Here is a 20089-nt window from a genome sequence, read left to right as displayed (position 1 = left end):
CGTGATGACCCGCGCGGCGGCGGGCGAACGATTTAGGGCACACTAAAACGTGTGGCGATGACCTGGGTGCTCAAGCCGGAGGACGTGGCGCGGATCAGGTTCGCGTTCTCGCCGTTGTGGGAGCTGGTGGCCAGCCTGCGGACGCTGCGCGACCCGGCCCGGCAGTCGGTCCACCTGCCGTGGATCAAGTGCGTGCGGCCCCGCCTGGCCGGGCTCGACATGGAGGAGCTGTTCGCGCTCGTCCCCCCGGACGGCTACCTGGTGGACTTCATCACCCCGCCGCCGGACACGCCGCTGCCCGACTTCGCGAGCGAGATCGAGGTCGTGCGGCGCACCCCGCCGGAGCGGGCCGCGATCGAGGCGGGCTGGGTCGTGGGCTCGGACCCGGCGATGATCGAGCGCTTCCGCGCCGACCCGGCGGCCGGGGTGGCCCGGGTCGCCGACGCGCTGGAGGCGTACTGGGAGGCGTGCCTGGCGGAGTTCTGGCCACGCGTGTACGCGCTGCTGGAGCGTGACGTGCTGCGCAGGTCGCGGCTGCTGACCACGGGCGGGGCGCGGGAGCTGTTCGCCGGGCTCGACCCGGCCGTGTCGTGGACGGGGGAGCGGCTCGTCGTCGAACGGCCCTGCCACCGCGCGACCGAGTCCATCCACGGCGACGGGCTGCTGCTGGTGCCCAGCGCGTTCTACTGGCCGGCCACGGCCATCATGTCCGAGCCGTACCAGTCGATGCTCGTCTATCCGGTGTCCGGTGTCGGCACGCTGTGGGAGCAGGGGCCGCCGCCGGCCCCCGGCGCGCTCGCCGCGCTCATCGGCCGCAGCCGGGCACGGATCCTGCTCGCGCTGGCCGAGCCGGCCACCACCTCGGCGCTGGCTGACCGGATGACCATCTCGCGCGGCGCCGTCAGCCAGCACCTCGGCGTGCTCAGCGACAGCGGGCTGGCCGTGGGGCTGCGCGTCGGCAAGGAGGTCGTCTACCGGCGCACCCCCACGGGCGACGCCCTCGCCCTGCACGCCCCCTGACCGAGGGTTTCCCTGGACGCACGCCCCCTGACCGAGCCTCTTGCCCTGGACGCGCGCCCCCTGACCCGGGCTCTCATCGGTGCGCGTATCGGGTCGACTCCACCAGCCAGTCGATGTGCGCCCGCGGCGCCGCCAGGTACGCGCACGCGACCTTGCTCACGTCGCGGGCCGCGCGCGGCCCCAGCTCGTCGAGCGGCAGCCGCCGGGCCGCCCGCGTCATGTCCTGGCAGCGCTCGGCGATCCGGTCGAGCACCCACGCCACCGCCTCCGGCTCCGCCAGCCCCAGCTCGGCCGCCGCGACCACCACCAGGTTGTGCCCGTCGCCGCGTTCCTTCGCCCGCGAGGCGACGTCGTTGCACCACGCCGTCACGTCGTTGCAGGCGTCCACGAGCTCCCGCCACGCCTCGCAGCCCTGCAGCCAGGCCGGCGCCTCCACCCGCAGGCACGGCTCGACCAGGTCGAAGACGTACGGGCCGACGGTCGCCCGGCGCAGCGCCGGATACTGGCGCAGCGTCGGCACGCGTCCCGCCGCCCGGTTGGCCGCCTGCGCGCGGCACGCGTCGTGATGGCGCCGCAGGTTCGCGGCGAACCTGGCCCGCCAGTGGTCGCTCATCCGCGCGCTCGTCACCCGCCACAGGTCCGCGAACGCCGCCTCCAGCGGATGCGCCGCGCGGCCCTCCAGCAGCCCCTGGAAGATCTCCAGCCGGGCGGGACCCTCGTCCATCTCGTCGTCCAGATGGAACAGCCACGTCAGCCACTGCGCGAACAGCGCCGCCGCGGCCGCGTCGAACTCGGCCAGCGCCCGCCCGGCGATCCGGTGGAACCCGACGCCCGGGTCCGCCTCCAGGCCGGTGCGCCGCGCCCAGTCGATCACGGCCGCCTCGATCGCGTACACGGAAGGGTGCATCCGGCACGGGGCGGCCAGCGCCGGCACCCGCTCCGTCAGCGTCATCAGCGCCGACGCCCCGCCCCGCGGGCCGCCTTCCGCCCGTCGCGGGTCCGCCTCCCCCGCGCGCGGGGCGGGGGCGAGCGGGTTCCACTGCAGCACGGACCGCAGCGCGGTCCTCACGGTCGCGATCACGGCGGTGCTCACAAGGGCCCGAAGAGCCAGTTGCCCGCCGCGTTCGGGTCCTCGCCCGTGTAGTACTGCCGGGCCGCCACGACCAGCCCGTCCACCGTCAGCCTGCCGCGTCCCGCCCGGTCGAGGCGGTCGAAGGCCGCGTCCACGTCGTCGTACGCGGTGCCGAACGCGCTGAGCATCGTCCGGAACTCCCGCGGCCCGATCAGCCCGTCGCCGTCCGGGTCGCACAGCCCCGCCACGGTCACCGTCACCGGCCGGAACACCGGCTCGTACCGGTCACCCGACACGAACGCCGCCCGCATGCCGTCGCGGAAGTCCTCCCTCGACAGCCGCGCGTCGCGGTCGCGGCCGAGCGCGTCGGCCAGGGCCGCCCAGATCGCGTCGAAGCCGTCGACGAGCCCGCTGCCGGTGACCGACGTCGGCGACTCGCCGAAACCCACCAGAACGCGCGCCCCCAGCCCCAGCAGATCCCCGCGCGCGACCGAGCCGCCGCCGCCCGCGTCGATGTGGTCGAACGCCCGATCCAGCTTGTGATTGAGCAGGTCGATGGCCACCCATGCCTCCCCCGAGACCGACTGCATGATCACAGTAGGTGGGGGCGGGCGGTTTGTCAGCGAGGCTCGCACCCGCTTGTCGGCGAGCTGCGCCCCCACGACCCCCCGTAACGTGTGCGAAACACGGACACGGCATGCTGGTAGGGACACGACAACTGTTCTTGAGGGGATGCCTTGGACCGCCAGCAGGAGTTCGTGCTCCGCACGCTCGAGGAACGCGACATCCGGTTCATCCGGCTCTGGTTCACGGACGTCCTCGGTTTCCTCAAGTCCGTGGCCATCGCGCCGGCCGAGCTGGAGGGCGCCTTCGCCGAGGGCATCGGCTTCGACGGCTCGGCCATCGAGGGCTTCGCCCGCGTGTACGAGGCCGACATGCTCGCCAAGCCCGACCCGGCGACGTTCCAGATCCTGCCGTGGCGCAGCGAGACACCGGGCGCCGGCCGCATCTTCTGCGACATCCTCATGCCCGACGGCTCGCCCTCGCACGCCGACCCGCGCTGGGTGCTCAAGCGCACGCTCGCCAAGTGCGCCGACATGGGGTTCACCTTCTACACCCACCCCGAGATCGAGTTCTTCCTGCTCAAGAACCGCCCCGAGCCCGGCCGGCGGCCCGAGCCGATCGACTCCGGCGGCTACTTCGACCACACCCCCCACAGCTCCGGCCACGACTTCCGCCGCCAGGCGATCATGATGCTGGAGTCGATGGGCATCTCGGTCGAGTTCAGCCACCACGAGGGCGCCCCCGGCCAGCAGGAGATCGACCTGCGCTACGCCGACGCCCTCACCACGGCCGACAACATCATGACCTTCCGCCTGGTCATGAAGGAGGTGGCGCTGGAGCAGGGCATCTGGGCGTCGTTCATGCCGAAGCCGTTCACCGAGCACCCCGGCTCCGGCATGCACACCCACATGTCGCTGTTCGAGGGCGACCGCAACGCCTTCTACGAGGCCGGCGCCGACTACCAGCTGTCCAAGGTCGGCCGCTCGTTCATCGCCGGCCTGCTCAAGCACGCCGCCGAGATCACCGCCATCACCAACCAGTGGGTCAACTCGTACAAGCGGCTCTGGGGCGGCGCCGAGGCCATCGCCGGCCAGGGCGGCGAGGCCCCGTCCTACATCTGCTGGGGCCACAACAACCGCTCGGCCCTGGTCCGAGTGCCCATGTACAAGCCGCACAAGGGCGGCTCGACCCGCATCGAGTTCCGTTCCCTCGACTCCGCCTGCAACCCGTACCTCGCCTTCGCCCTCGTCCTCGCCGCCGGGCTCAAGGGCATCGAGCAGGGGTACGAGCTGCCGCCGGCCGCCGAGGACAACGTCTGGACCCTCACCAGCGCCGAGCGCCGCGCCCTCGGCATCCGGCCGCTGCCGCAGTCCCTCGACGAGGCCATCGCCGTCATGGAGCAGAGCGAGCTGGTGGCCGAGACGCTGGGCGAGCACGTCTTCGACTTCTTCCTGCGCAACAAGCGGGCTGAGTGGCGCGACTTCCGCCGCCAGGTGACGGAGTTCGAGCTCGACCGGTACCTCCCGGTGCTGTAAGCCCTGGTCAGGAGCGGTTTCTCTCCGATCGCGGTTGTGGGGTCGACCGCGTAGTGCCGTCGGCCCCACGCTGTCTTACTGGCTCTGGGCCGTCTGTGGGCCGTCGGACTGTGATTCGGCGGCCTCGTAGACCTTGTCCACGGCGCGGCGGGTCCGCCCCTCGCTGCTCGGCATCAGGTGCGTGTAGACCCTGAGGGTGAAGCCCGGATCGCTGTGGCCGAGGTATTGGCTGAGCGCCTTGATGCTCTCGCCGGCGTCCAGGAGGACCGAGGCGTAAAAGTGCCGCAGGGCGTGCATGCCGTGCTCGCGGGCGGCCTGGTGGCGCCGGCCGCTCTCAGGCTCTGGGATGACGCCGGCCGCCACGAGCGCGGGCTTCCAGACGTACACGTTGAAGTCGGTCCGCCTGACCGGGCCGCCGTCCTTCCGGGTGAAGAGCAGCAGCTTGGTGAGCGGCGGGCCGCCGGGCGTGCGCCAGGGGAGTGTGACCTTGCTGGGCGGGTGGAGCTTCATGTGCGCCTTGACGACGTCGGCCACGCGGTCGGGAAGAGGTACGTCGCGTTCCTTCTCGCGCTTGGGAGGGGCGAAGACCATGTGCCCGTTGACGACCTTGACCTGATAGGCGACGTGGAGCCAGCCGGCCGCGAAGTCAACCTCATCGAGCGGGAGTCCGAAGATCTCCCCTTGTCGAAGTCCGCAGCCGCCGCCGATGTCGGTCATGGCTTGGAAGCGCTCGGGGAGTCCTGCCCGTACCGCGAAGACCCGCTCGGCCGTCCATGGCTGCACGCGGCCGCGGGCGGGGGCCGGCGCCCGCACCGACCGCGCGACGCACGGGTTCTTGGTCAACAGGCCGTCGTCCACAGCCGCGGTGAACACGGCCGACACGCTGCCGAAGATGACGCGGCGGTAGGACGACGCCGGTAGGACGTTCTCCAGCTCGCTGAGCCATTGGCGGATGTGGCCGGGCTGGAAGGAGTCGAGGGGACGCGAGCCGAGGTAGGGGATGGCGTGGCGGCGAAGCTGCGTCGCCACGGACACCCGGGTGCTCAGATCGGTGGTCTGGGAGGCCAGCCATCGTTCCGCGTACTGCCCGAAGGTCGTGCGGGCGGCGCGAGGGTCGATGTACTGGCCTCGGGACATGTCGGCCTCGATGCTGGCCAGCCATTCCTCAGCCCTGCGCTTCTGGCGGTCGGGGAAGGAACGGCTCTTCTCGGTGCCGTCCGGGCCGACGTAGCGGGCGCGGTATCGCATGCCCTTGCCGTACCGGTCGGTGCGGACGCGCTTGGGCTTGCCGTCGGCTCCCGGCTCGGTCTTGTACCAGCGGTCTTGGACGTGTCCTGCCATCAGGCGGCTCCGGTGTTCTCGGTCTGCTGGGCGACCCAGGCGAGCACCGCGGCCAGGTCGTAGCGGAGGTGGCGGCCGACTCGGAAGCCGGGAGGGCCGGTGCGCTTGCGCCTCCACTGGTAGACGGTCTCCAGGGGGACGGTGAACAGGTCGGCGAGTTGCTCGGGGGTGAGGAAGGTGGGCGATTCTGGGGCGGGCACCGGACGAAGCCGGGGAACGGCGGTGGCCATGCGTGCGGTCTCCTTGCGTGTCCAGCGGTCGGTTGATGAGGTGACGGGCTTTCCGGTCCGGCGCTTTTCCCGATCTCCTGGAGGGCCGGCGGGGCGGAGGTGAGATCGCCGGTGCGGCTCTCTAGTGCGGGGGGCTGAAACATCTCCGCATCTCCGCATCTCCGCACGATCTTGCTTGACCTGCGGAAACGCTTGCGGAGATAGAAAATTCTGGAGTGACTCCATCTCCGCAACCGGCCTGCATTTCCGCAAGATCGTGCGGAGATGCGGAGATGGACGTCCGGAGGGGTGTTTCATCTCCGCAACTGTTTGCGCTGGTGGAGGGCCGGTTTGCGGAGATGCGGAGATGCGGAGATGTTTCAGCGGTTCTCGGGTCCGGTCAGGCATGGCACTCGACCCAGAACACGTTGCGGTCGCCCCGCTCGTTTTTGGATGAGCGCATGACGTAGTCGCCGCGCCAGCGGCCGACCTGCCCGGTGAGGAGTCGGCCGAGGGCAAGGGCGTTGGGCAGGCGGCCGGTGTGGGTGGTGATGAACTGGCCGTCCCAGATGTCGTGCTCGCTATCGCCGATCCGGTCGGGCTCGGCTGAGCGACGCAGCTCAGCGGCGGTCATCGGCTTACTGGCGTGCAGGGTGTGCCAGCAGGCGAGGAAGGCACGCCAGCGCGTTTCGTCCTCATCGATGCCGCGCACGTCGGCGGCGTTGGCCAGGAACCCGTCGATGCCGTGGTGGGCGAGGAAACCGCCGAGGGCTTGCGCCCAGGGCGTGAACTGGCGCATCGCCACGGTGGCGGCTCTGGGAGCGCCGTGGCCGGTCCAGTCCAGAACGAGAACCAGCAGGTGCCAGAGCACGGTGTGCTGGTTGGCCGGGACGGTGATCCACTGGTCGAGGTGCGGGATGCCGAAGCGTGTTTGGTCGCGCTGCTCGGGGCGGGGCATGTTCGGATCGAGGTGGACGCGGACGGTGCGCGATGCCATGTCGCCGCCGACCTGGAGGTTGTTGCCGGTGGCCATCCAGAGCCGGTCGTTGACGGTGGCGATGTTGCGGGAGGCGCCGAGCTGGCGGTCGGACCAGACGCCGGCGGTGACGAGCAGGGCGAGGGTGGCGGAGTCGATGACGGTGCCTTCGGCGAGGTTGTCCCAGACGACGACGCCGACTTGTTCGGCCAGGACGGCGGTGATGCTCTTGCGGAGTTCTTCTTCGGTGTAGGGCCAGGGCATGACGCGCTGGCCGTAGAGCATGCCGGGGCCGCCGGTCAGGATGCTCTTGCCGGAGGCGGGCATGGTGGCGTCGATGAGCGCGAACGGCGTCAGCGAGCGGGTGAAGTGCCGCAGGATCGGCGTGGCCAGCAGCGCGATGTAGTTGGCGCGGTCGGCCGGGCTGGCCCACGGGAAGTCGCGCAGGAACCAGTTGAGCAGGAAGTCCCGGGCGGCGTGGACCTGCTCAGAGGTTGGTTGGTCGGGGACCGGCGGCAGGCTGACCTTGGCCGCGAGATAGAGGCCGGTCGCCGGATCGTAGCCGGGTGCCTGTAGAAGGGTGCCGTCGCGGCGCAGTACGGGGGCGCCGATGACGCCGCGCAGGACCGGGACGCCGGGCCAGGTCTTGCCGGCCAGTACGGCGGACAGGATCTCGCGGGGTGGGGTGATCTCCTCTTCGTACATCTCCTCGCGGCCGGCGCCGTCCTTACGGGAGCGCAGCCGGTAGACGTAGGCATGCTCGGCCAGCAGTCCCGCGAGCGTGGCCGGGGTGATGGTGCTGGCGGTGACCGGGAGCGGGGAGTCTTCGTCGGCCGCGGGGCTGGCCTGGCCGCCGGAGACGGTCTCCATGTGGACCAGGGCGCCGCCGGAGACGTAGGTCTCCGGCAGCAGCCGCTCGGCCAGCGCCGCCTTCAGGACCCGGATGGTCTCCGGTCCGGAGCCGACCTGGACGTCGGTGGTGCGGGTCATGCGGGCACCCTCCGGGGCCGCATGGCGCCGCGGCGGAACCCCGACCGGATCGTCTTACGCGCCGGACCGGCCGGGTAGCCGACCTGGACGGCAGCCTCCAGAAGCAGGGCTTCGGTGGTGGCGTCGTCCAGCGCGCCGCCGGCCACCAGCTGGCCGAGCGCCACGGACGCGCCCCACAGGGTGACGTTGCGGTGGCCCTCCCCGGTGGCGGCGATCCGCTCCAGGCACGCGCCGATGGCTGCGTCCAGGTACGCGCCGCTGCGACCGGTCCGCAACGGCACCACGACCGACCGCCGGGGCGGTGGTGCGGGGCACAGCCGCTCGGCCAGCCAGGCCGGGAGCGGCGCCGGGTCGGCGGTGTGGAGCGGCTGGTAGGTGCCGGCGCCGTCGGGCAGTTCCACGACGCTGCCTGGTCCGACGACGTAGCCGCCGTCGCCGCGGGTGTCTATCTTCCAGCCTAGTCCGTTGCCCTTGTCGCCGGAGGTGTTGCCCAGGGCCAGGCCGTGCGGGGCGGTGAAGTACAGGTGCAGGCCGCCGCGCCGGGTGCGGACCTGGAAGGTCTCCAGCGGCACCGGCTCGCCGGCCCGCCCGCAGACCAGGGCGAAGACGTCGGCCCCGTCCCGGACCCCGGGCAGGTCCCAGGGCGCGGGCGGGTGCTCGCCGGGCTTGGGCACGTCCAGGTCCACCACCAGCAGCCGGGACGGCCCACAGGCGATGCCGACGTTGTACGGTCGGCGTCCCCAGATCCGGCGGATCACCTGCGGGTCGGTGGTGGCCTGCCGCTTCCAGCTCATGCCCTCCAGCGGCGTCTTGTCGCCGGGCGTGAGCGGGAAGACATGCCAACCCCGGGCGGCGGCGGCCAGGGCGTAGCGGAGCTGCTGGGTGCTCATCGACGGTCCTTTCAGAACAGGGCGTCAGGTGCGGGCGCGGTGGTGCGGGTCTTGCGTCGGTGGGCGAGCAGGGCGGCGTGGCAGTCGTCGCACAGGAGCATCAGCGCCCGCGCAGGCAGTGCCGCCGCCAGCTCGCACGGGACGTCCTGGCGCGCGACGACGTGCAGCGGCGCGGCGGGGCTGTGCGGGACGATGCACGCCCCGCCGGTGGGCTTGTGCGGTTTGCCGCAGGCGGTGGGGCTGCCGGCCTTGCACTGGCAGGTGAAGCTGGCGCCGTTGAGCAGGTCGGTATGCAAGGCCGGCGGGGTGGTTGTGATGGTCATGGCGGTCGTCACGCCGCGTTCGTGTCTGCAGGGGGCGTGGAGAGCCAGCCGGTGAGCGGGTCGGTGCTGTACTCGCTCATCTTGGTGAGGTCCATGGGCGTGAGCAGGCCGAGGAAGTGGGTGCCGCAGGTGATGACCATGCAGCGTCCGGCGGGGCGGATCTCCAGGGGCAGGTGGTCGCGGGAAGCGGCGCGGAAGCGGGCCAGGTAGTCCGGGTTCAGGGCGACGCCTCGGGCGGAGGTCACCACAGGTTCCGGCTTCGCGGTGAGCCGGTTGGCGATCCAGTTCCGCCAGTCGGCCAGGAGCGGCGCCTCGCCGGTGGCGTGCAGCCGATAGGTCAGGCGCGGGTCGCTGAGTTGGTCGAGCGTCAGGCCGTCGCTGGTGAGCGTGAGCCGCACGTCGGCGCGCACCTTGATCTGGCGCAGCACCGCACCAAGCGCGGCGGCCGGCACAGTGAGGGTGACCTTGTCAGGGGCCGGGTCGGGGAGCGGGTGGCGGGCGATGGCCAGGGTGTAACGGTCGGTGGCCAGCGCGTGCAGCATGTCACCGGTGGCCTCGAAGGTCACCATGGTCAGCACCGGCAGGCTGTCATCGGTGCTGGCGTGCGGCAGGACGGCGCCGAGGAACTGGCGCAGCTCGCGGCCGGTCATGCCGATGGTGATCTCGTTGGTGCGGGTGGTGGTGGCCGGGGCGGTCATGGTTGAGGTCGTCCTTTCAGACACGGTGCCGATGGCGGGTCAGCGCGTGGGGGGCAGGCACTGCGGGTAGCGCATGTCGGGGCGCTTGGTGCAGGCCCTGATCTGGGCCGGGGTGGCGGAGCGCTCGTAGGCCTGGAAGCGGTTGAGAATGCCGATCATCAGGACGCGGTCGTTCTTGGTGCCCATGACGAGTCCGGCGGGGTCGGTCTTGGACGCGGAGGGCAGCGTTGGCGGTGGGGCGGCGCAGGTGGCTGCGGTGGTGGCGATCAGGCAGGCTGCGGCGAGCGTGCTCAGGTGCATGCTGGTTCCTTCGGGGTGCGGGTTAGCGGATGTTGAACAGGCGGACGCCGGCGCGGGTCTTCAGGCCGGTGCCGGTGCAGTCGGGGCAGTAGCCGACGGAGTGAGCGAACAGCCAGCTACGGCGCTGGCCGGTGCCCTTGCAGCGGCGGCAGTCGGTGTAGGGGTGGTGCTTGAGGCTGTGCCGGTAGGCGACAGCCAGGCCGGCCGCCAGGACCGCCAGGACGGTCAGGCAGATGGCGAGGGTCGCGAACGTGGTGAAGATCGACGGGCTGGACATGGGGGTCTCCTGATTTGAGGCATGGCGAGATGGACGGGTGGCGGTGGTGGTCGTGACAGGGTGGGCTGTCACGGAAAGGGGCTGGGGATGGGTGTTGCAGGTCAGCGGTGGTGTGACACCGTGACAGCGGCCCCGTGACAGGCGGTGTGACAGAGCCCGTGACAGACGCGTGACAAGATCGTTCGCGTGCGTTGCGGGCGTCCCACGCGCAGCCGCGCGAGGGGCGGGGGCGGCGCCGTCGTCATGGGTCGCCCCGGGCCTCGCTCAGGCGGCGCGCTCGCCGGCGTGGTCGTCGCGGTCCAGCGGGCTCAGGTCGGTGATGGTGTAGGTGCGGGTGGCGCCGGCGGCGTTGACGGTCAGGACGCCGCGGTCGGTCAGGTCGGTCAGGACCTTGTAGATCCAGCCTCGGCCGTTGCCGGTCTGGCGGCGCACGTTGGTGAGGTCGTCGTCGGTGGCGGTGAAGGTGAGCGCGCCGTGGTGGTGGCGGCTGCGCAGCCAGGCGTGGATGAGCTGGCGGGCTTCGGCGGGGTGCATCTTGACCGCCGGGCCGGGCGCCTTCAGCGCGTCGGCCTCCTGCTCGGTGGGCTGCTGGACGGCGTCGTCAGGGCCGGCCGTCAGGCCCGGGTCCGGGTCGTCGCTGCGGGCCAGGGTCTCGGTGACGACGTCGCCGTCCTCGCGCAGGTGCTCGATGACGGCCGGGGCGGCGCGGTCGTCGGCCGCGATCAGGACCGGCCGGTTGTCGCTGCCGGGCTCGGGCGGGCCGACGACGCCCTTGCGCTGCAGGGCTTCCAGCAGGCGCAGGCAGTCCTGCCAGGCGATGCGCAGCTTGCGCTGCAGCATGCTCGGGGAGGCGTGCTGGGTGGCGATGACCAGCTCGGCGGCGTCGGCGAGCAGCTCGGCAAAGTCGGCGGCGAACTCCTCCTGCTCATCCCGCGGCGCCGACTCCTGCGCAGCGCCGGGGGGCAGCGACAGCGCCCCGCCGGCCTCCACCGCCGTCGCGGTGCGGGCGGGCGCGGTGGGACGGGCCAGGGCGGCGGTGAACGGGTCCACCTGCTTGCCCGCTGCCGGGTGCGCGGCGGCGTGGGCGGCCATCGCCGCGCGGGCCTCGGCGCTGGTGCGGCCCCAGGAGAAGGTGCGCAGCGGCATGGCGTAGTGGGTGGTGCGGATGCCGCGCGCGTCCAGCAGGGCCATGCCGGGGTAGTGGTCTTCCCACTCGTGCGGGGCCACGTCGGCCTTGCGCTGGCGCGCGGAGACGCCGTACTTGACGTCGTCGGGGTCGGACAGGCCGAAGCACATCTTGGCCATCTGCGAGCGGAACAGGGTCGGCATCTGGGTGTAGTCGGCGCGCTGCAGCGACAGGATGACGCTGCCGCCGGCCGAGCGCATCTCCTTGAGGATCTCACCGAGTCGCTCTTCGTCCTGGCCGCCGATCTCGTTGACCAGCTTGGCGATCTCCTCGATGTGCAGGTACCAGTAGGTCAGGCCACAGCCGGGCTCCCAGTCGCTGTAGCCATGGTCGGCCAGCCACTTGGTGCGCTGCGGGATCGCCTCGTGCATGGCGCGGATCAGCTCGACCGCGCCGGCCTTGGTGGTCTCGAAGCGATGCAGCCCTTCCCGCAGCGGGCCCATGGTCTGGTCGTCCTTGCTGATGTCGATGGAGAACACCGCCGCATCGGCGCGGGTGATGACCTCGCCGATGATGTTCCAGGCTCCGCCGATGGACTTGCCGGAACCGGTGCGGCCCATGATCTGCAGGTGGTGGCCGACGAACCGGTACTGCACGTCGTCGCCGTCCTGGTAGATGCCGATGCGCAGCGGCTTGTCGACCGACGCGCCGGGGTGGGAGGGGCCGGGCCAGGCGATGGGCTGGCGGATGGCGCGCGGGTCGGAGACGGTGATGTGCGCGCGGTCGGCGCGGTCGTCGTCGCGGGCCACGATGACGCTGCCCGGCGGCAGCTGCATGCCGGACTCGATGCGGTCGGTGGCCTTGATGGCGTCGTCGGCGGTCTTCTCCCCGGGCGGTAGCTGCATCTGGCCCTTGACCTTGTGGTCGGTGACTTCGATGGCCCGCACCCGCGCCCCCTTCAGACCGGCCTGTTCCTTGGCGCGGTTGAACAGTGACGCCAGCGCGTCGCCGCCGCCTTCGCCCTCCTCGCCGCCGGCGTTGCGGATGACGGTGCGGATGTTCCATGACAGCGCTAGGGTGGCGCCGCCGAAGAACAGCGAACCGGTCACGGCCGGGACGTCGAAGCCGGTGATGGTCACGGTGGTGAACCACGCCGACGCCGCCGCCGTGGTGAGCGTGGCGTGCAGACGGCCGATCAACCTGCGCTGATGCGTCACCGCCCACGTCAGAGCGGTGAGCACGGTGGAGCCGAGGGTGCAGCCGACCGCCGCCCACGTCACCGCCGGCGCCTGCCCCCACATTCCGTGCGAGATCGCACCCGCTGCCGCCTCCACGCCGAGCACCGCCCACGGCGGCACGAGAACGCCGACCTTGGAGACGGCCGAGGCGGCCAGCCGGTCCATGGTGGCCTCCTGCACCAGCTGCAGGGACGGCGTCTTGCTGTTGCGGGCCATCACAGATCCACCTTCCCCTTGTACTCCTTGCGCTTGGTGGCACGCGCTTCCTCCATGGCCTGCAGGAACTCCTGGCGGAACTGCAGGTTGAACTTGATCGCCTCGGCCGAGATGCCTTGGGCCAGCTCGCGCGCCTCGCGCAGGTTGCGGGCCACCCGGCGGGCGCGGGCGCGCACGTCCAGGCCCATCAGCAGCGGGTGGCCCTTCAGCTCACCCATCGCCGACTCCGCGGCCGACTCGGCGGCGTCCAGCTCACGGGCCATGTCGTGCGCGAAGCACTGCGTGGCCAGCGTGTACTCGGCGATTTTCGTTGCGACCTTGCCGTGGAACTCGATGTCAGCGATCTCGTCCAGCCGGGCGTGTCCGGTCCCCATCAGATGCCTCCTTTCTCGTCAGGGCAGGAAGTGCTTGCGGTAGCTGCGGTGGAAGGACTCGCCGCGCTCGGCCAGCGCGGCGGTCAGGTCACGGGCGCGCTTGAGCCGCTTGGCCACCCGGCGGGCGCGGACCTTGGAGTCCAGCCCGAACAGCAGCACGTGGCCCTTCATCGACGACATCGCCGCCTCGGCGTCGACAGCGGCGATGTCCAGCTCGGTGCCCCATCGCTGCGCCAGCGCGGTCAGCTGGCGGCCGTAGTGCTGGAAGGCGGCCCCCAGCGAGCCGGTGAACTCGACGGTGGACAGCTCGGTGATGTTGCGGCGCTCCATCAACGCCACACCTGCCTTTCCGGGTCCTCGATGACGTCGGCGTCGATGGCGCCGGCCGCGCACGCCCGGCACTCATCTGCGATCACAGCGGCCAGGCGGCGCACCGCCGGCGCCAGCAGCGGCAGGCCGAGCAGCGCGCTCAGCCAGGCGTCGGCGGCGGTCGAGAGGAGCATCAGCATCGCCAGCGCCCCCCGCGCACCGGCCTGCAGCCGCTCGCGCCAGCCGTGGCGGGTGCGTGGGGTGGCGGTGATGCTGAGGGTTCGCATCACGAAGCTCCCTCAGCGAGCGCGTCACGCACCGCGCGGGCCGCGTCCATCCCGCACCGCAACGTCCGCTGCAGACGGCTCGCGCTCGGCCGCTCGGGCAACATGCCGTCCTCGATCAGGCGGCGCGCCCGTGCCACGAGAGGGGCGACGCTGGCGGCGTTGACGCTGTACGTAGCAGCGGTAGAGGCGTCGGTGGTCTTGAGCACGGGCAGGGCGGCGAGCACCGACCACAGGGCGGGCAGCACCCAGATCGCGGTCACCGCAGCCACCGGGCCGAGGCTGTGCACGATCAGCGACAGCGCATCGAATCCGCCAGCCAGCGCGGGCCAGCAGTTGAGCACCAGCGTCAGCCCGAGCAGCAGCGCCTCGGTCCGAAACAGTTTGCGCCCCTCAGGGCTCTTGCGGTCCACCACCAGGCCGCGCATGGCGCTGTAGGCCTGGACGGCGACGGCGGCCAGCAGCGGCAGCGACAGCGCCGGCTCGACACCGAACGCCGCCCACCAGCCGAGCGTGTGCGGGGCGAGGTCGAGAGCCGCGGCGACCGATGCCTGCACGCCGATGCTGGAGACCAGCAGCGCGATGCACGCGGCCAGCATGACCATGACGGTCACGGTGCGGCGGACCTTGGCGTCGCGGTAGGCCACCGCCGCCGGGTCGCTGGCCAGCTCGTGCAGCCGGGCCGCCTCGGCCGCCCGCTTGCGGCGCTTGCGAACCTTCGGCGTGTCCACCAGCAGCGGCGCTTCGTCCTCCTGCAGGTCGGCCAGCAGGTGCGCCTCGGCCACCTCATCGCGCAGCCGGCGCACCCGCTTGGTCTGCCCCCCGGTCTCGCTCGGCCCTGCGGCGGGCTCCGTAGCGGCCGGCGGGACGTCGACGGGCGCCGGGACGGTCGCGGGCGCGGGCTGCGCCTGGTCGCGCAGGTGACGCTCCAGCTCGGCCAGCCCGCGCGACACCTCCTCTGGCGTCGGTTCCGGCAAGGGGAACGTGGCGGTCATGACGTCACCTCCAGACCGTGCAGCGTGAACGACGGTGCGTCGGCCAGGCGGCGAAGCCGGGCGTGCGCGGGCGGGTGTGTGCCGGCCAGCCAGCCGACCATCGCGTACCAGATCGGCTCGACGGCCAGGTCCCGGATCAGCATCGCGGTGACGATCTGCCGGCCCGGCATGCCCAGGCTGTCGAGCAGCGCGACGGCGTGCCGGTCGGCGGCGAACTCCGCCGCCCGACGCAGCCAGCTCACGCACAGCCGGGCGGCGAGCGCGAGCGACAGCAGTGCCGGGCTGATCCAGCCGGGCACCGGCAGGAAAGCGCTCATGATCCCCGCGACGCAGGTCCAGATGTAGAGCCAGTCCAGCGCCGGGACCAGCCAGCCGGACAGGTGGCCGAGCGCGTGATGGGCGATCTCGTGCGCCACCGACCCCACCAGCTCGGGCGAGCGGTGGTCGTCCAGCAGGTCGGCGCCCACGCCGACGAGCGGCGCCGACCCGCACGGACGGGCCTCGGCGGTGGCGTTGTCGCCGAGCTCGCCGGCGACATAGACCAGCAGGCCAGGCAGATGGGCGGCGTCTCGCAAGGCGACGACCAGATCGGCGAGGCCAGCCACCTCCACGGCAGGGGCGATGCGCTTCACGAGATCACCGCCGGATGAACCGAGTAGTGCAGCACGACGCAGTTGCCGCGCAGGTGCTCAGGGATGCGCTCCTTCAGCACGCGCGTCAGCAGGTCCAAGTGGCGCATGCCGACTGGAACGATCAGGTCGTGACTGCTGGTGGACACCTCCCCGTAGGCGGTCTGCACGGTGATGACGACGAACACGGCGCGGGTGGGTTCCGTCTGCGTGTCGGCACCGGAGGTGGACGGCTGCCCGGTGTTGAGCGTGACGGTCATGACGGGAGAACCTCCAGGTAGAGGCGGACGTGGGAGGGGTTGCGGCGGCTGGCGTAGGGCCGCGACTCGGCATACAGGTCGAGAGCGGCGCGCAGCACCTCGGCCACGCGCTCGACGTCGGCGGGCTCGCCGATCAGCCGGATCTGCACGGGCGTGCTCACTGCGGGCACCCCCGGCTCCAGCACTTCGGGCAGCCGGGTCGGTCACACCAGTTGGCCGGGCACTCGGCCCAAGCGCGGGTGGCGGAGTCGGCGGTGCGGCCGGCCACAGCGGCGACGATGATGATCTGACGGGCACGCGCCCAGGTAGCCACCTCGGCCAACAGCACCCGAGCGGACAGGCTCAGCGACGTCACGACCGCCCACCCCCGCCCTCGGCCGTGGCACCGGCCATGACGGTGTGGAGGGCGCGCAGCCGGGCGGCGGCCTCGGTGGCCAGCTCGGCCAGCCGGTCCATCGCCTCAGCCTCGGCGGCCACGTCGCTGTCAGCGGCGTTCAGGGCGAACCACACGTGGTCCGTGGACAGGGTGAAGAACAGCGTCTTGGACTCGGGGTGCGGCCTCAGCGTCATCTCGCTGGCGCGCGGCTGGTAGATCGACACGCCTGCGCGGACCTCGCTCATGCGGCCCTCCCCAGTGTGGTGGGGATCTCGTTGTCCAGATCGGCGGCGTAGACCGCGCGCTTGCAGGACTGGCAGTGGAACAGCACCGGGCCGCCGTCCAGCACGGTGGCGCAGCGCGGGCAGCGCTTGACCGGCCCCAGCGGCATCGGCCGGCCGGTCGTCAGGGTCGTGGTGGTCATGCCGGGTCTCCTACAGTCCGGTCTGAGCACGGGTCAGGACGCGGCAGCAGCCGCAGGAACGCACCGGGCGGGCACCGTGAACGCGGCAGATCTCCACCTGCCGGCACCCGATCCAGCAGCGCGGGCAGCCGGTCGCGGCGGTGTGGACGCGGTCGCAGCCGATGCACTGGAAGCGGCCCATCACCGGCCACCCCCGCACGGCGTCAGCACGGCCACGTGCCGGCACTGCTGGCAGCGCGGCGAGTAGCCCATGCCGTGAACCGGGCATCGGGCCTGGTCCTCGCTGCGGTGCAGGCTCTGGCACAGCGGGCACTGGTAGCGGCCCATCAGCCCTCACCCGCCCGGTCGTCGGCCTGGTCGGCGGCCCACTCGGGGACGGGACCGAAGCTGGCGCTCAGGGCGTTGCCCAGCGCCACCCACGACGCCCACGCCTCCGCCTCGGTCAGCGGAACCCGCTGGTTGCCGACGCAGAGGTAGACCTCGTACGAACCGCCGGTGCGGACCGTGATCCGGGCCTGGCCGGACTTGTTCCACGGCGCCGGGGAGATCACGGAGAAGTAGCGAGCAGCAGGCATCAGGCCACCTCCGCCCGCGCGTCAACGCCGCGCAGCTCGTCAGAGGTCAGGCCCGCCCACACGCCCACGCGCGGCTTGATCGCCATCGCGTACAGCAGGCACGGCACCCGCGCCGGGCAGCTGGCGCACACCGCCTTGGCGCGCGCCTCACGCTCCTCGCGGACGTCGGCCGGCTCGTCGGTGAAGGCGTCGGGGCCGGTGAACAGCTCCGCGTCGCCGCTGGTGCAGACCGGACCGGCCTGCACCAGCGCCGCACGCAGAACGCGCACCGCGCCCCGGCCACGGACGCGCATCAACGCGCCTTACCGGGCTTGGCGCCCGAGCTGCAGAACGGGCACGGATAGGGACCGGTGCCCGGGTTCCAGATCTGACCGTTGCGACAGGCCGGGGGGCAGCCCTGTGCCTTGAGGGACCCGTAGGTCATGATGGAGACGCTCCTTCTTGCTTGCAGTGGGTTGGAGTTGAGGGGCGGCCCCGGGTCTTGGCGGATTGGGGGCCGCTCCTCGTTTTGGTGGTGGATCAGCCGAGCGAACTGGCGAAGACCACCAGTCCGTCGATCGCTTTCGTGAGCCAGTTGAAGATCTTTGTGGCGGTATCGGCAGCCGTGGCGGGCTGCCGAATGACGAAGAGCAACGTGACGATGATGAGGACGGTGGAAAGCACCCGGCTTGAGCGGATACCACGCATGTCCAGGGATTCCTTTCGGTGGAGAGCGGACTACTGTCTCAATCACCCTCACTGTCATAGGACAGTAGTGGAGGTAAGCCGACGGGTCAACCCCTCCGTCGTAGGACAGTTCGTGGGTATGCTTGGCGCGTGGCGGACGGAGATCTCAGGGGCAGCGCTTCACGCGGGAGCCGCATGATTGCCGACGAGCTGAAGCGCGAGATCGAGCAGGGCGTCTACGCACCAGGCGACAAGCTGAAGTCGGTCAGAGAGCTTGAGGCCGAGTACGGCGTCGCCAGGAACACCGCATCCGCAGCAATCCGTCAGCTGCAGGCCCTGGGGCTGGTCGAGGTACGCGCCGGCAGTGGCGCGTACGTACGCCATCGGAATCAGGATGTGTCCCTGTCGGAGGACCTCCCACGACTCCGCGCAGAACTGGCTGAGGTGCAGGATCAGGTCCGCCGGACCAAAGTCGCCCTCAGCAAGGCTGAGCGCGCACTCGGCGAGATCGTTGAGCGTCTCCCACCGGAGATATCGGCGGACTGACGCCCAAACCGTCGTGAGTTCCATGCCCTACTCCCTTGATGTTGCGAGGTCCGTCCTGCGCCACATCAAGTGGACCGCCTAAGCCCAAGGCATCTCGATGGCGTCTTCCTGGGCACATGAATGGCAAAGTGGCTGGCGACAGCCAAAGTGAACAGTTACGGTTGCCGTACTCCGCGCAAAGTCCATAGAGGCGATGGCAGGGGGCCCGGCGGTGACCAAGGGCAAGGTCAGGACGCCCAACTATGTGCTCCGGCGAATCCGCGAAGAGGAGCGACATGAGTCGCGTGAAGAGTTCGCGCGCGCGGTGGTGGCGATCGCCGAGACCATCGGTGAGTACGGCCTGGCCTGCGATGCCCGACTGGTGGCGCGCTGGGAGGACGGAGAGGTAAGCCGCCCGCGCCCCGCGTACCAGCGGGCACTAGAGGCGCTGACCGGGCGATCCTTCGGCCAGCTCGGGTTCCAACAGCGAAATGCCATCGAAGTGCCATCGCAAGACGTGGCCGGCCCCGAAAGACTGTCGTTCTACGTGGACGAGGAGGGGCAAGTGTGGGCAAAACTCAATAGGCGGACGTTTCTGGTCGGAAGCACCGCCGCGTTGCTCACACAGGTAGGCATGGGATTGCCGTCGTCCTCACTTCCGACCATCAGCGTTCCGGATGACCCATTCGGTTTCGTGGCGCTCGCCAAGTCCCAATGGCCTGGTCTCAGGCTTTCGCATCCCTCGCCTGATTACGGTGTGGACCTTACGGCGTTGCTTCCCGACGGCCGCGCAATGGAGGGGGCCGTCCTGCGGATGCAGTTCCATGAGGCGAGCACGACCGCCGGTCGCGCCATGACGATGCTGACGAACGTTCCGCGGTGGGCGGAGTTCTCGCGCGCCACGAGCCGCGGTCTCCTGATCGGCGTCGACAAGGCGGCCGGCCAACCCCGGTTCTTCGCGCTGGACGCCCGGGAGGCACGGCGCCGGCTCGCGAACTCGCCCGACAGTGGCAGCGTGGCCATCCCTGATGCCTACGAGCTGGACGACTTCACGTACGGCCTGCTGTGGGCTGCGGCCAGTCTGGACGACGGCCTGCAAGCCGATGATCAGGAACTTGCCGCCTCGCACGAGGAACTCTCCGCCTACGAGAAGCTCAGCGCATCGGCGGTCAGCCGTGAGGCGGCCCCCGATCTGGGGAGCGTCTCGCACATGTGGTTGGGCTCGGACTTCTGCGCGCGGCACATCCTGCGCAACCTGACGACGCTTCCCGAACTCCCGACCTTCTGGACGCGTGAACAGCGAGGGGAGGAGGCGTGCACGTGGCTGCTGTTCGATCACAAGTACGCCTACCTGCGAGCCGTTCGGGACACCACAGGCCGGCAGGCTTCTACCCGCATGTTCTGCATCCCGCGCGGCGCCGTCCATGATTCGCCCCGCCACGAGCGCATCCTGCTCTTCCTGTCCATCGCCTTGATGGAAGCAACCGGAATTCACGCGAAGATCTGCGACGATCCGTCGTACTCGAGTGTCGAGGGCTTCGTCCTCGGGGGAGACCAAGCCATCATCGCGAACTGGGTCCGAGGCGCAGGGATGTGGCACGTGGATACGACACGGCGCGTCTCCGTACTACGGGAATTCCGCGACGCCAGCGGACAGGTAGGCGCACATTCCGTCATCGAAGCCGACGCCCCTGCCCAGCGACTCCGCGCGCTGGCCGCCTATCTGGAACTTGACTGGACGTGGCTGCGCTCTCGTTGCCAGGCGCTCGCCCAGGTCGGCAGCGGCGGGCTACTCCGTCCCCGCAGCAGGTTGATCTCAGTTGCGGGCATTGATGCCGCCTGCGCCTTCGTCCGCGAGGCCGGCCACGCCGTCTCATGACGTGTACCTGCCTTCGAC

28 protein-coding genes are annotated in these 20089 nt (G+C 70.9%); 4 read left to right on the top strand and 24 right to left on the bottom strand.

Going from position 1 to position 20089, the window contains the following annotated elements; translation table 11 throughout:
* The first annotated feature begins 57 nt into the window (after nt 1-57).
* Complete coding sequence (locus tag HD595_RS03335) at nt 58-1020, top strand: DUF5937 family protein (protein WP_253781035.1); 963 nt, start codon at nt 58-60, stop codon at nt 1018-1020.
* Nucleotides 1021-1093: 73 nt separating this feature from the next.
* Here HD595_RS03335 and HD595_RS03330 read toward each other — a convergent pair whose 3' ends face one another.
* Together HD595_RS03330 and HD595_RS03325 are read right to left on the bottom strand one after the other, a co-directional pair.
* Nucleotides 1094-2101 carry a terpene synthase family protein gene (locus HD595_RS03330; RefSeq protein WP_253765507.1) on the bottom strand — a complete coding sequence of 336 codons (1008 nt, stop codon included), beginning with the start codon at nt 2099-2101 and terminating at the stop codon, nt 1094-1096.
* 8 nt (nt 2102-2109) lie between these two features.
* The gene (locus tag HD595_RS03325) at nt 2110-2682 is read right to left on the bottom strand and encodes an EF-hand domain-containing protein (protein ID WP_253765506.1); all 573 of its coding nucleotides are present in this window, start codon (nt 2680-2682) and stop codon (nt 2110-2112) included.
* A gap of 147 nt (nt 2683-2829) precedes the next feature.
* On the opposite strand from HD595_RS03325, the gene glnA reads away from it, so the two are divergent.
* The gene (glnA, locus tag HD595_RS03320; protein ID WP_253765505.1) at nt 2830-4191 is read left to right on the top strand and encodes a type I glutamate--ammonia ligase; all 1362 of its coding nucleotides are present in this window, start codon (nt 2830-2832) and stop codon (nt 4189-4191) included.
* 75 nt (nt 4192-4266) lie between these two features.
* On the opposite strand, the gene HD595_RS03315 is transcribed toward glnA, so the two are convergent.
* The 22 genes from HD595_RS03315 to HD595_RS03210 form a co-directional block, all read right to left on the bottom strand.
* Nucleotides 4267-5532, bottom strand: coding sequence for a tyrosine-type recombinase/integrase (locus HD595_RS03315; RefSeq protein WP_253765504.1), 1266 nt, complete (start codon nt 5530-5532; stop codon nt 4267-4269).
* Entirely contained in the window at nt 5532-5762 is a 231-nt protein-coding gene (locus tag HD595_RS03310) for a helix-turn-helix domain-containing protein (RefSeq protein ID WP_253765503.1), read from the bottom strand. The genes HD595_RS03315 and HD595_RS03310 overlap by 1 nt, the downstream gene beginning before the upstream one ends.
* A gap of 379 nt (nt 5763-6141) precedes the next feature.
* On the bottom strand, nt 6142-7707 hold the full coding sequence (locus HD595_RS03305; protein WP_253765502.1) for a hypothetical protein: 1566 nt from the start codon (nt 7705-7707) through the stop codon (nt 6142-6144).
* Complete coding sequence (locus HD595_RS03300; RefSeq protein ID WP_253765501.1) at nt 7704-8597, bottom strand: bifunctional DNA primase/polymerase; 894 nt, start codon at nt 8595-8597, stop codon at nt 7704-7706. Before HD595_RS03300 ends, HD595_RS03305 begins: the two co-directional genes overlap by 4 nt.
* Before the next feature lie 11 nt (nt 8598-8608).
* The gene (locus HD595_RS03295) at nt 8609-8920 is read right to left on the bottom strand and encodes a hypothetical protein (RefSeq protein ID WP_253765500.1); all 312 of its coding nucleotides are present in this window, start codon (nt 8918-8920) and stop codon (nt 8609-8611) included.
* 8 nt (nt 8921-8928) lie between these two features.
* Nucleotides 8929-9618, bottom strand: coding sequence for a DNA polymerase III subunit beta family protein (locus HD595_RS03290; protein ID WP_253765499.1), 690 nt, complete (start codon nt 9616-9618; stop codon nt 8929-8931).
* Between the two features lie 39 nt (nt 9619-9657).
* Nucleotides 9658-9918 carry a hypothetical protein gene (locus tag HD595_RS03285; protein WP_253765498.1) on the bottom strand — a complete coding sequence of 87 codons (261 nt, stop codon included), beginning with the start codon at nt 9916-9918 and terminating at the stop codon, nt 9658-9660.
* Between the two features lie 22 nt (nt 9919-9940).
* Nucleotides 9941-10195 (bottom strand): hypothetical protein, encoded by a 255-nt coding sequence (locus HD595_RS03280; protein WP_253765497.1) that lies wholly within the window; start codon nt 10193-10195, stop codon nt 9941-9943.
* Between the two features lie 264 nt (nt 10196-10459).
* On the bottom strand, nt 10460-12775 hold the full coding sequence (locus HD595_RS45530) for a DNA translocase FtsK (RefSeq protein WP_301309427.1): 2316 nt from the start codon (nt 12773-12775) through the stop codon (nt 10460-10462).
* Nucleotides 12775-13149 carry a hypothetical protein gene (locus HD595_RS03270; protein ID WP_253765496.1) on the bottom strand — a complete coding sequence of 125 codons (375 nt, stop codon included), beginning with the start codon at nt 13147-13149 and terminating at the stop codon, nt 12775-12777. The genes HD595_RS45530 and HD595_RS03270 overlap by 1 nt, the downstream gene beginning before the upstream one ends.
* An 18-nt stretch (nt 13150-13167) precedes the next feature.
* Nucleotides 13168-13479 carry a hypothetical protein gene (locus tag HD595_RS03265; RefSeq protein ID WP_253765495.1) on the bottom strand — a complete coding sequence of 104 codons (312 nt, stop codon included), beginning with the start codon at nt 13477-13479 and terminating at the stop codon, nt 13168-13170.
* Nucleotides 13479-13745 (bottom strand): hypothetical protein, encoded by a 267-nt coding sequence (locus HD595_RS03260; RefSeq protein ID WP_253765494.1) that lies wholly within the window; start codon nt 13743-13745, stop codon nt 13479-13481. The genes HD595_RS03265 and HD595_RS03260 overlap by 1 nt, the downstream gene beginning before the upstream one ends.
* Nucleotides 13745-14737, bottom strand: a complete 993-nt coding sequence (locus HD595_RS03255) for a hypothetical protein (RefSeq protein ID WP_253765493.1) — start codon at nt 14735-14737, stop codon at nt 13745-13747. Before HD595_RS03255 ends, HD595_RS03260 begins: the two co-directional genes overlap by 1 nt.
* A complete protein-coding gene (locus HD595_RS03250; RefSeq protein ID WP_253765492.1) occupies nt 14734-15369 on the bottom strand; it encodes a M48 family metalloprotease in 636 nt (211 codons plus the stop codon). Before HD595_RS03250 ends, HD595_RS03255 begins: the two co-directional genes overlap by 4 nt.
* A complete protein-coding gene (locus tag HD595_RS03245) occupies nt 15366-15626 on the bottom strand; it encodes a hypothetical protein (RefSeq protein ID WP_253765491.1) in 261 nt (86 codons plus the stop codon). Before HD595_RS03245 ends, HD595_RS03250 begins: the two co-directional genes overlap by 4 nt.
* Nucleotides 15623-15787 carry a hypothetical protein gene (locus tag HD595_RS03240; RefSeq protein ID WP_253765490.1) on the bottom strand — a complete coding sequence of 55 codons (165 nt, stop codon included), beginning with the start codon at nt 15785-15787 and terminating at the stop codon, nt 15623-15625. Before HD595_RS03240 ends, HD595_RS03245 begins: the two co-directional genes overlap by 4 nt.
* 190 nt (nt 15788-15977) lie before the next feature.
* A complete protein-coding gene (locus tag HD595_RS03235) occupies nt 15978-16247 on the bottom strand; it encodes a hypothetical protein (protein WP_253765489.1) in 270 nt (89 codons plus the stop codon).
* Nucleotides 16244-16426 (bottom strand): hypothetical protein, encoded by a 183-nt coding sequence (locus HD595_RS03230; RefSeq protein WP_253765488.1) that lies wholly within the window; start codon nt 16424-16426, stop codon nt 16244-16246. The genes HD595_RS03235 and HD595_RS03230 overlap by 4 nt, the downstream gene beginning before the upstream one ends.
* 180 nt (nt 16427-16606) lie before the next feature.
* Nucleotides 16607-16753 carry a hypothetical protein gene (locus tag HD595_RS03225; RefSeq protein ID WP_253765487.1) on the bottom strand — a complete coding sequence of 49 codons (147 nt, stop codon included), beginning with the start codon at nt 16751-16753 and terminating at the stop codon, nt 16607-16609.
* Complete coding sequence (locus tag HD595_RS03220) at nt 16753-17001, bottom strand: hypothetical protein (RefSeq protein WP_253765486.1); 249 nt, start codon at nt 16999-17001, stop codon at nt 16753-16755. The genes HD595_RS03225 and HD595_RS03220 overlap by 1 nt, the downstream gene beginning before the upstream one ends.
* Nucleotides 17001-17294 carry a WhiB family transcriptional regulator gene (locus HD595_RS03215; protein ID WP_253765485.1) on the bottom strand — a complete coding sequence of 98 codons (294 nt, stop codon included), beginning with the start codon at nt 17292-17294 and terminating at the stop codon, nt 17001-17003. The genes HD595_RS03220 and HD595_RS03215 overlap by 1 nt, the downstream gene beginning before the upstream one ends.
* Nucleotides 17295-17520: 226 nt before the next feature.
* Complete coding sequence (locus HD595_RS03210) at nt 17521-17688, bottom strand: hypothetical protein (RefSeq protein WP_253765484.1); 168 nt, start codon at nt 17686-17688, stop codon at nt 17521-17523.
* A gap of 174 nt (nt 17689-17862) precedes the next feature.
* Here HD595_RS03210 and HD595_RS03205 point away from each other — a divergent pair, with 174 nt between their 5' ends.
* Both HD595_RS03205 and HD595_RS03200 read left to right on the top strand, forming a co-directional pair.
* The gene (locus HD595_RS03205; RefSeq protein WP_253765483.1) at nt 17863-18213 is read left to right on the top strand and encodes a GntR family transcriptional regulator; all 351 of its coding nucleotides are present in this window, start codon (nt 17863-17865) and stop codon (nt 18211-18213) included.
* Nucleotides 18214-18424: 211 nt separating this feature from the next.
* A complete protein-coding gene (locus HD595_RS03200; RefSeq protein ID WP_253765482.1) occupies nt 18425-20071 on the top strand; it encodes a hypothetical protein in 1647 nt (548 codons plus the stop codon).
* Nucleotides 20072-20089 lie beyond the last annotated feature (18 nt).

It is taken from the genome of Nonomuraea roseoviolacea subsp. carminata (genome assembly GCF_024172185.1).
GTDB classification, from domain to species: domain Bacteria; phylum Actinomycetota; class Actinomycetes; order Streptosporangiales; family Streptosporangiaceae; genus Nonomuraea; species Nonomuraea roseoviolacea.
This window is presented reverse-complemented; position numbering and strand designations above follow the sequence as displayed.